This window comes from Streptomyces sp. NPDC006368, assembly GCF_040612535.1.
GTDB lineage: Bacteria > Actinomycetota > Actinomycetes > Streptomycetales > Streptomycetaceae > Streptomyces.
In genome coordinates this window covers 1-10,236 of record NZ_JBEXQK010000071.1, presented here as the reverse complement: position 1 = coordinate 10,236, position 10,236 = coordinate 1, and the positions used below count along the sequence as shown (strand labels likewise).

The window sequence follows — 10,236 nt, the reverse complement described above, 5'->3', positions numbered from 1 at the left end:
CCGCGAAGGCGCGGCGCGGGGCGGCGCGGCGCGGGCCGGTCGGCCGGGTCTGCTCCTGAAAGGCGGGAATGCTGCCGGGGCGGCCTGCCGGCGCGCGGACCTGGCGCCGACAGGCCGTCCGCGGAGCGTCCCGGCTCATCGGCGTCCGCGGCCGATCGCGGCGTCGGCCCCGGTGCTACGAGCCGACCGACACCGTGAAGCGGCGCGGGTTCGGGTCGTGGGCCGCGCCCGAGACGTCCGGGCGGCCGTCCGGACGGACGTCGTCGTACGGGAAGGCGTACCCGATCGGCGTGTTCGCGTGGACCACGCGCGACCAGTGGTTCGTCGACGGGTCGCGGTAGTAGTCGCTGGGCGCCGGGCCGTTCGGCTGGTCGGGGTGGGTGAGCAGCGTGGTGCGGTTGAAGCCCGCCGCCAGCCGGGCCAGCAGCGCCTTGCGGTCGTCGGAGTCGCCCGGGTTGTTGGTGAACGGGCCGTGGTTGCAGGTGAAGACGTCCTTCGAGGTGGGCCTGGTGAAGGTGTGCCCGCCGGTGAAGGTCAGGACGTCACCGTTGACGCGGCCGACGCGCACGCCCCGCCCGCCCTGGAGGTCGATGCGCAGATCGGTGGTGCGGTACTTCTGCCAGACCTGGTCGATGTAGCCGGTGAAGGCGGTGCGGAAGGGCATCTGGTCGGGGCGGTCGAAGTACGGCGCCATCAGGTTCTGCGGCGAGATCACCCGCAGGACCGAGCCGTTCGAGGAGCGGATGACCAGCTTGTCCCAGGGCTGCCCGTCCCGCGCCGCCTGGGCGACCAGGCCGTCGGCGATCCGCTGGAGGGCGCCGGCGGGGAGCGGGGCGACGCTGTGCGTGGCGTCGCCGGTGAGCGTGATCCCGATGGGCAGGGCGGTCACCAGGTCGACGTAGCTGATGTTCGCGTACAGCTGGTACGGGTCGAAGGTGAACTCGGCGAAGGACCAGATGCGGTGGTAGTTGCGGTCCGCGGGCGTCGCGAAGGCCGGCTCCACCAGGGCGGGGCCGGGGTTGAGGAAGAAGTCCAGCTTGTTGTCGCGCACGAAGTAGACGCGGGCGCCGAACATCTGCGGCAGCGTCAGGACGACCGGCCCCGCGCCGGCGGGGCGCAGCGGGATCGCGCAGTCCACGGGCAGCGGGGTCATGGGCGCGGCGGGGGACTCGGGGCGGTAGACGCCGCCCCCGGGCCGCAGCAGCACCCAGCGGCCGGTGCCCTGCTCGTGCCCGGTCACGTACGCGTGGACCGTACCCGGCAACGACCGGTTCTCCAGGGCGAGTTCACAGGTGGCGGGGGCGGCGGACGCCGTGGTCCGCATGGCGAGCGCCGTGGCCGCGGCGGTACCGGCGAGGAACCGGCGGCGGGACATGCGGCTCGGTGTACGGGACGTCATGAGGCACTCCTTGTGGGGGAGGGAGTGGTGGGAGGTGGCCCACACTCTCCCGGCGCCCGGAAGTGGCGTCAAGACATGTGACTGAGAGCGCTCTCAGATTTCGTACGACTTCACAAGTCGACGGTGGGGCGGGGTACTTGGAGCGGCGGCCGGGTTGTGCGGCCACGCGGGCCGGGGTGGTGCCCGCCTCCGCCGCGGGTGACCTCAGCCCGTGGTCGACGTCGACGCGCGGACGTGCAGCTCGGGCAGGATCGCCAGCCGGTGGCGCGGCCTGCCCGGGTCCGCGAGGCGACGCGCCAGCAGGTCGACGGCCGCCGCGCCCACGGCGTGCTTGGGCGGGGCCACGGCGGTGAGCGGGATGTCGGCGAGCGCGGCGACCTCGTCGTCGTACGCGACCAGGGCGATCCCCCCGGGCACGTCGACGCCGTGGGCGCGCAGCCGCTGGAGCAGGCCGAGCGCGTCGTGGTCGTTGTGGACGAGCACCGCGTCCAGCCGCCCGTCGCCGGCCGCCCCGGTGACCGCGTCCAGCAGCCGGTCCCGTTCGGCCGTGCCCGCGGTGTCCCCGGGCGGCGGCAGCCGGAAAACCCCGTCGGCGGGCGGTTCGAGACCGGCCGCCGCGAGGCCCCGCCGGTAGCCCTCCCGTATCTGAGCGGCGTGCGGGCTGTCGTCGCGCACCGCCAGCCCGACGCGCCGCCGCCCGGACGAGGCCAGGTGGTGTACGGCGATCCCGGCGCCGTACACGTGGTCGGTGACGACGTGCTCGGCGGTCGCGGGGCCGTTGGCGGGTCCGTTCTCGGGACCGGGCGCGAGGTCGTCGGCGGGGCGTCGCTCCACCAGGACGTACGGCACGCTCACCCCGGCCGGGTCCAGCTCTCCGCAGGGGGTGATCAGCAGGCCGCCGACGCCGTCGGCGATCATCTGGCGGACCTGCGTCCGCTCCTGCTCGGGGCTGTACCGCGAGATGCCGAGGACCAGGCGTACGCCCCGCTCGGCGGCGGCCTCACGGGCACCCTTGATCACTTCCGGGTAGTAGTAGTCGGCCGCCGGCACGATCAGGCCGAAGACCGGCTGTTCCTCCGGCACCGGCCGGGGGACGGCGGCCCCGGACTCCGGCAGCACCGCACCACCGTGGACACGGGCGAGGAGGCCGCGCCCCGCGAGGGTCTCCACGTCGCGGCGGATCGTGACGGGGGAGACCCGCACCTCGCGGGCGAAGTCGGTGACGCGCAGGGAGCCGCGCTCGCGCAGCCTGCGGAGTATCGCCTGGTGTCTCTCTTCGGCGTGCATGGGCGGCTCGGGCTCTCCTTCGGCTGATCGTTCCTGAGCGATTCTGAGCGGTTCATTGACCAAGTGTTCGTGCTGTGGGAGAAACCGCTCACCCCTGAGTGGTTCCGGGTTCAACGACGCACCTCACCCCCCGGAGGTTTCCTCCCGTGCTGTCCCGCCGCGCCCTCCTGCGTACCGCCACCGCCACCTCCCTCACCGCCGCCGTCGCCGGCCCGCTCGGGGCGGCGACGCCCCCGGCGGTCGCCGCCGACACCTACGACACCCTCCGCCTCACCTGGCGCGACCTCCTCCTCGGCACCGGCTTCACCCCCACCGCCGAGCCGTACGCCGCCAAGCTGGCCGCCCTCGGCGCCACGGCCGCCGACCTCCGCACCGCCATGACCCCGGCGACCGGCTCCCTCTGGCCCGACCTGCCCTACGCCGACCCGGAACCGGACACGGACGCCGAGTCCTACACGTACTCCGGGAACCTCAACACCAGTTACAACCGGCTGCGCACGATGGCCGAGGCGTACGCCCAGCCCGGCACCGGTCTCACCGGGAACGCCACCCTGCGCGCCGAGATACTCGGCGGCCTCGACCACCTCCATGACCAGGCATACAACGCCTCCCGGGCCCGCTATGGCAACTGGTACAACTGGCAGATCGGCATCCCGCAGGCCCTGCTCGACACCGACGTCCTGCTGTACGACCACCTCGGCGCGGCCCGGATCGCCGAACACGGCGCCGCCGTCGACCACTTCGTCCCCGACAGCGCGGTCGCCGCCTACACCGGCACCTCCACCGGCGCCAACCGCGTCGACCTGTGCCGCGTCCTCGCGCTGCGCGGCGTGATCGGCAAGAGCTCCGCCAAACTCGCCCTCGCCCGCGACGCGCTCTCACCCGTCTTCCCCTACGTCACCTCCGGCGACGGGCTCCACGCCGACGGCAGCTTCATCCAGCACCTCCACGTCCCCTACGCCGGGTCGTACGGCGCCGTCATGCTCGGCGGGCTCTCGCTCCTCCTCGCCCTGCTCAAAGGGTCGGCCTGGGAGGTCACCGACCCCGGCCGGCAGGTCGTGTTCGACTCGGTCGAGAAGGCGTACGCGCCGTTCCTCTTCAACGGCCTGGCCATGGACGGCGTCTCCGGCCGCGCGGTCAGCCGGGGCGTACAGAAGGCGGACACCCGGCGGATCCGCCAGGACGACCACCTGCGCGGACACGGGATCATCGCCTGCGTCGCGCTGCTCGCCCGCAGCGCGTCGGCCGCCGAGAGGGCCCGCTGGGAGGGCATGGTCAAGGGCTGGATCGCCCGCGACCGCTACAGCCCCCTCCTTTCCAGCCCCGCGCTCGGCGTCGCCCAGCTGTCACGGCTGAAGGCCGTGAACGACGGCACCGCGCCGGCGACCGCCGAGCCGACCGGCCACCGGCTCTTCCCCGGCATGGACCGCGCCGTCCACCGCCGCCCCGGCTGGGCCGCCGCCGTCTCCATGGCCTCGAACCGGATCACCTACTACGAGAACGGCAACGGCGAGAACCTGCGCGCCTGGCACAGCGGCTCCGGAATGCTCTACTGGTGGGGCGACTCCTTCGCCAACGGCCAGTACAGCGACGACTTCTGGCCCACCGTCGACCCCTATCGCCTCCCCGGCACCACCGCCTCCCGCAAGGCGCTCACCGACGGCGAGGGTGGCACCTGGGGCGTGACCCGGCCCGACGTGCGCTGGGTGGGCGGGGCGACGGACGGCACGTACGCGGCCGTCGGCCAGTACCTCAAGGGCCTGTCCTCCACGCTGCTCGCCAAGAAGTCCTGGTTCTTCCTCGACGACGCCGTCGTCTGCCTCGGCGCCGGCATCCACGGCCGGGACGGCACGGGCGTCGAGTCGGTCGTCGACAACCGCAACCTGGGCGCGAGCGGCACGCACGCCCTCACCGTCGACGGCACGGCCCAGCCCACCACCCCCGGCTGGAACGCCACTTTCACCGGGGCGCGCTGGGCGCACCTCGCCGGGCACGCCGGGTACGTCTTCCCCGGCGGCGCCACCGTCAAGGCGCTGCGCGAGGCGCGCACCGGGGCGTGGGCGGCCATCAACAAGGGCGCCGTGAGCGACCCGGTCACCCGCCGGTACCTGACGCTCTGGTTCGACCACGGCACGGACCCGACGTGGGCGACGTACGCGTACGTCCTGATGCCGGGCGCCACGGCCGAGCGGACGTCCGCCCGCGCCGCCGACACCGGCTGGCTGACCATCCTGGCCAACACCAACGACCACCAGGGCGTCCGCGTCCCCTCGCTCGGCTTCACGGGCGTCAGCTTCTGGCTGGCCGGGACGGTCGGCGGGACGGGACCCGGCGCGGTCACCGCGTCCGCGCCCGCGAGCGTCATGCTCCGCGAGAGCGGCGACACGGCCACCGTCCGCGTCTCCGGGCCGCTGCGCGACGGCGCCGTGATCGACCTGACGTGGCACCGCCCGGTCGCGTCCGTGAGCTCCGCGGACCCCTCCGTTCAGGTGGCGTCGACGGGCTCCGCCCTGAAACTGCGCATCACGCCCGGCACACTGGGCGCCGTCCACCGGGCGGTGGTGCGACTGGGGTGAGGAGGGGCCGGGACCGGGGTGAGCGGGCTTGTCATGGGCATTGAACGAGTGAGTAGCCCGTGCCGGGCCGGCCCAGCCGGTCCGCGCCACCTCCCCAGGAGGCTCCCGTGCCGCCGAACGTGCCCGACTGGTCCCGCCGCACCTTCCTCGCCGCCACCTCCGCCACCGCCCTGGGCCTGACCATGACCCCGCCACCGGCCCGAGCGGCCCACCACCCCCACGCGCCCGCGGGCGACGCCGCCCACCACCCCCACACCGCCGAGGAGTTCCAAGCGCTCCGCCTGCGCTGGCTCGACCTCCAGCTCGGCACCGGCTACGACCCGACCGCCGAGCCGTACGCCTCCCGCCTCGCCGAGACCGGCGACCTCGCCGCCCGCTTCCGCGCCTCCATGGCCCCGGCCGCCACCTCCCTGTGGCCCGGCCACCCCTTCAACCCGCCCTCCGGCATCACACAGAGCTACCACCGCCTGTGGACCATGACCCAGGCGTACGCCCAGCACGCCACCGGCCACACCGGCGACCCCGCCCTCCTCGCCGACATCCTGCGCGGCCTCGACCACCTCGCCGAGCGCGTCTACAACCCCTCCACCACCCGCTACGGCAACTGGTGGGAGTGGCAGATCGGCAGCCCCCGCCTCCTCATGGACATCACCGCCACCCTGTACGACGACCTCGGCCCCGCCCGGATCGAGGCGGCCTGCGCCGCCGTCGACCACTTCATCCCCGACGCGATGCTCACCGACTACAGCGGTACCTCCACCGGCGCCAACCGCGTCGACCTGTGCCGCTCCGTCGCCGTGCGCGGTGTCCTCGGCAGGTCGGCGGCCAAGCTGGCCCTCGCCCGCGACGCGCTCTCACCCGTCTTCCCCCACGTCACCTCCGGCGACGGCCTCTACGCCGACGGCAGCTTCGTCCAGCACACCTGGGTCGCCTACTCGGGTACGTACGGCCAGGTCCTGCTCGACGGCCTCGGCCGGCTCTTCGCCCTGCTCACCGGCTCCACCTGGGCCGTCACCGACCCGAACCGGCAGATCGTCCTCGACAGCGTCGAACACGCCTACGCCCCGCTCCTCCACAACGGCCTGATGATGGACAGCGTCAACGGCCGCGCCATCAGCCGGGGCATCCTGCGCAACGACCCGCGCTCCGTCATGCGCGGCGACCACTACCACGGCCAGGGCGTCATCGCCGCCATCGCGCTGCTCGCCGACGGCGCGAGCCCCGCCGAGCGCGACCGGTGGCACGCGCGCGTGAAGGGCTGGATCGAACGGGACACCGTCAGTCCGGTCCTGACCGCGGGCCAGTTCGGCGTCGCCGACCTCGCCCGGCTGCACGCGGTCGCCGCCTCACCCGTCCCCGCCGCCCCCGAGCCCGTCGGCCACACGCTGTTCGCCTCCATGGCCCGCGCCGTGCACCGCCGCCCCGGCTGGGCCGCCAACATCGCCATGGCCTCCGACCGGATCGCGTACTACGAGTGCGGCAACGGCGAGAACCCGCGCGGCTGGCACACCGGCGCCGGGATGCTGTACTGGTGGGCACCCGGCTCCGGCCCGGGCGGCGGAGCCCAGTACACCGACTGGTTCTGGCCCACCGTCGACTGGTACCGGCTGCCCGGCACCACCGTGTCGACGAAGCGACTCGCGGACCGCGCGGGCGGCGAATGGGGCGAGCCGAAGCCCGCGGCGCGCTGGGTCGGGGGAGTGACGGACGGCGAGTTCGCCGCCGTGGGGCAGCATCTGCGCGGCCTCGGCTCCACCCTGGAGGCCCGCAAGTCCTGGTTCTGCGCCGCCGACACCCTCATCTGCCTCGGCGCGGGCATCACCGCCGCCGACGGCGTCCCCGTCGAGACGATCGTCGACAACCGCTGCCTGGGCGCCCCGGACAGCGAAGCGGGCGAACAGCGCTTCACCACCGGCGCGCACTGGGCCCACCTCGAAGGCCACGGCGGCTGGGTGCTCCCCGGCGGCACCGACGCGCTGCGCACCCTGTGCGAGGACCGCACCGGCGCCTGGCGCGACATCAACACCACCTCCACCACCGAACGCCGCACCCGCCGCTACCGGACCCTCTGGCTCGACCACGGCACCGACCCGGCCGACGCGTCCTACGCGTACCTCCTCATGCCGGGCGCGTCGCGCCGTACCGTCGCCGCCCGCGCGCACGACCCCCGCTGGCTGGAGATCCTCGACAACACCGCCGCCCGGCAGGCCGTCACCGTGCCGGCCCTCGGACTGACCGCCGCCAACTTCTGGCAGCCGGGTACGGTGGGACCGCTCACCACCACCGCCCCGGCGAGCGTCCTCCTGCGCCGACGAGGCCGGACCGCCACCCTCCACGTCAGCGAGCCACCCCGCACCGGCGAGCCCCTGGAGATCACGTGGCACCACCCGGCCCGCCGCGTCCTCGACCATGACCCGGCCGTCGAGATCCTGACCACCGGCCGTACGCTACGGCTGCGCGTCACGCCCGGCACGGCGGGGGCCGGCCACCGCTGCCGGGTGACCCTGGGCTGAGCCCCTTGTCGGACCCCGACAAGGCCGGGTGGTCCGGGGCTGGCACTTCCGCCGCTCGGCCAAATGGTTCTGTTCAAGGCTGACAGCAGATAAGTCCGGAGACTGTACGGAGTCAACGGCGGGTTTTCCTTGGTCGGCTTCGTAGGGTCGGTACATGACCGTTGTCGACGAAATCCAGGGCGAGCCGACCGACACCCGTGGGCGCGTGGCGGAGCTGCACGCTCTGCGCGAGGAGGCCCGTCGTGGCCCGAGTGAGCGTGCGACCGAGGCGCAGCACGCGAAGGGCAAGCTGACGGCGCGTGAGCGCATCGATCTGCTGCTGGACCCGGACTCGTTCCGTGAGGTCGAGCAGCTGCGGCGGCACCGGGCGTCGGGGTTCGGTCTGGAGAGCAAGAAGCCCTACACCGATGGTGTGATCACCGGATGGGGCACGGTCGAGGGCCGGACGGTCTTCGTCTACGCGCATGACTTCCGGATCTTCGGTGGTGCGCTGGGCGAGGCCCACGCCACGAAGATCCACAAGATCATGGACATGGCGATCGCGGCCGGCGCGCCGCTGGTGTCGCTCAACGACGGTGCCGGTGCGCGGATCCAGGAGGGCGTCTCGGCGCTGGCCGGTTACGGCGGGATCTTCCAGCGCAACACGCGTGCCTCGGGTGTGATCCCGCAGATCAGTGTGATGCTCGGCCCGTGCGCGGGCGGCGCCGCCTACAGCCCGGCGCTGACCGACTTCGTGTTCATGGTCCGCGACACCTCGCAGATGTTCATCACCGGCCCCGACGTGGTCAAGGCCGTCACGGGTGAGGAGATCACCCAGAACGGCCTGGGCGGCGCGGACGTGCACGCCGAGACGTCCGGTGTGGCGCATTTCGCGTACGACGACGAGGAGACGTGCATCGCGGAGGTGCGCTACCTGCTGTCGATGCTGCCGTCCAACAACCGGGAGAACCCGCCCGCCCACCCCGGTGACGACCCGGCCGACCGCCGCTCGGAGGTCCTGCTGGACCTGGTGCCGGCCGACGGCAACCGGCCCTACGACATGGCGAAGGTGATCGAGGAGCTCGTCGACGACGGCGACTACCTGGAGATCCACGAGCGCTGGGCCCGCAACATCATCTGCGCGCTCGCCCGCCTGGACGGCCAGGTCGTGGGCATCGTCGCCAACCAGCCGCAGACGCTGGCCGGGGTGCTGGACATCGAGGCGAGCGAGAAGGCCGCCCGCTTCGTTCAGATGTGCGATGCTTTCAACATCCCCATCATCACGCTGCTGGACGTGCCCGGCTTCCTGCCCGGTGTCGACCAGGAACACGGCGGCATCATCCGCCACGGCGCCAAGCTGCTGTACGCCTACTGCAACGCCACCGTGCCCCGCATCTCCCTGATCCTCAGGAAGGCCTACGGGGGTGCGTACATCGTCATGGACTCCCAGTCCATCGGCGCCGACCTCACCTACGCCTGGCCCACCAACGAGATCGCGGTGATGGGCGCCGAGGGTGCCGCCAACGTCATCTTCCGCCGCCAGATCGCCGACGCCCCCGACCCCGAGGCCATGCGCGCCCGCATGGTCAAGGAGTACAAGGCCGAACTCATGCACCCCTACTACGCGGCCGAACGCGGCCTGGTCGACGACGTCATCGACCCCGCCGAGACCCGCGAGGTGCTGATCAAGTCCCTGGCCATGCTCCGCAGCAAGCACGCCGACCTGCCGTCCCGCAAGCACGGCAACCCGCCTCAGTAACCAGGAGCCCTCAGTGACCAACGCTTCCGTTCTCCGCGTCGAGAAGGGCCACGCCGACCCCGAGGAACTGGCCGCCATCACCGCCATCCTCCTCGCCCGCGCCGCCGCCCAGCCCTCCACCGGCGCCCACCGGCCCCGCTCCACCGCCGGCTGGCGCCGCCTGGAGCGCACCCCCGGCTTCCGGGCCCCCCACAGCTGGCAAGGCTGACCCGACCCACCGAAGGGCCCCGCACTCCCAGGAGCGCGGGGCCCTTCGCCGTGGCGCCAGGCCCATGCACCGGGCAGGCCCATGCACCGGGCAGGCTCATGCACCGGGCAGGCCCATGCGAAAGGCCCGCACACCTTCCGGTGTGCGGGCCTTTCTCCGTCGTGCCTACCGCAGGCGGGCCATGAGGGCGTGTTCCACGAGGGTGATGAGCGCGCTCTTGGCGTCCGCGCGGTGGCGGGCGTCGGTGGTGATGATGGGGGTGTCGGGGCCGATCTGGAGCGCCTCGCGGACCTCGTCGGGGGTGTACGGCTGGTGGCCGTCGAAGCCGTTCAGCGCGATGACGAACGGCAGGCCCGAGTTCTCGAAGTAGTCGACCGCGGGGAAGCAGTCGGCGAGACGGCGGGTGTCCACCAGTACGACCGCGCCGATGGCGCCGCGTACGAGGTCGTCCCACATGAACCAGAAGCGGTCCTGGCCGGGTGTACCGAAGAGGTACAGGATCAGGTCCTGGTCCA

Annotated in this window: 7 protein-coding genes; 4 read left to right on the top strand and 3 right to left on the bottom strand. The window is 73.0% G+C overall.

The window, feature by feature from the left end; translation table 11 throughout:
* Positions 1 to 175: 175 nt before the first annotated feature.
* Together ABZZ38_RS29595 and ABZZ38_RS29590 are read right to left on the bottom strand one after the other, a co-directional pair.
* Positions 176 to 1,375: a glycoside hydrolase family 64 protein gene (locus ABZZ38_RS29595; RefSeq protein ID WP_356745491.1), complete on the bottom strand. Its 1,200-nt coding sequence runs from the start codon at positions 1,373 to 1,375 to the stop codon at positions 176 to 178.
* 228 nt (positions 1,376 to 1,603) lie between these two features.
* A complete protein-coding gene (locus ABZZ38_RS29590; RefSeq protein WP_356745489.1) occupies positions 1,604 to 2,686 on the bottom strand; it encodes a substrate-binding domain-containing protein in 1,083 nt (360 codons plus the stop codon).
* Positions 2,687 to 2,832: 146 nt separating this feature from the next.
* Here ABZZ38_RS29590 and ABZZ38_RS29585 point away from each other — a divergent pair, with 146 nt between their 5' ends.
* From ABZZ38_RS29585 to ABZZ38_RS29570, 4 genes are all read left to right on the top strand, one after another.
* Entirely contained in the window at positions 2,833 to 5,262 is a 2,430-nt protein-coding gene (locus ABZZ38_RS29585; protein WP_356745487.1) for a polysaccharide lyase 8 family protein, read from the top strand.
* A 107-nt stretch (positions 5,263 to 5,369) separates the two neighbouring features.
* Positions 5,370 to 7,775: a polysaccharide lyase 8 family protein gene (locus ABZZ38_RS29580; RefSeq protein WP_356745485.1), complete on the top strand. Its 2,406-nt coding sequence runs from the start codon at positions 5,370 to 5,372 to the stop codon at positions 7,773 to 7,775.
* Positions 7,776 to 7,929: 154 nt separating this feature from the next.
* Complete coding sequence (locus ABZZ38_RS29575) at positions 7,930 to 9,513, top strand: acyl-CoA carboxylase subunit beta (protein WP_356745483.1); 1,584 nt, start codon at positions 7,930 to 7,932, stop codon at positions 9,511 to 9,513.
* Between the two features lie 13 nt (positions 9,514 to 9,526).
* Complete coding sequence (locus ABZZ38_RS29570) at positions 9,527 to 9,721, top strand: acyl-CoA carboxylase subunit epsilon (RefSeq protein WP_356745481.1); 195 nt, start codon at positions 9,527 to 9,529, stop codon at positions 9,719 to 9,721.
* Positions 9,722 to 9,886: 165 nt separating this feature from the next.
* On the opposite strand, the gene ABZZ38_RS29565 is transcribed toward ABZZ38_RS29570, so the two are convergent.
* Positions 9,887 to 10,236, bottom strand: a 350-nt coding sequence (locus tag ABZZ38_RS29565) for an ATP/GTP-binding protein (protein ID WP_356745479.1), incomplete at its 5' end; no start/stop codon positions are given.

Excerpts from the sequence above, each read along its gene's own strand:
- ABZZ38_RS29595 (WP_356745491.1), bottom strand. The coding sequence starts at position 1,375 with ATGTCCCGCCGCCGGTTCCTCGCCGGTACCGCCGCGGCCACGGCGCTC.
- ABZZ38_RS29590 (WP_356745489.1), bottom strand. The coding sequence starts at position 2,686 with ATGCACGCCGAAGAGAGACACCAGGCGATACTCCGCAGGCTGCGCGAG.
- ABZZ38_RS29575 (WP_356745483.1), top strand. The coding sequence starts at position 7,930 with ATGACCGTTGTCGACGAAATCCAGGGCGAGCCGACCGACACCCGTGGG.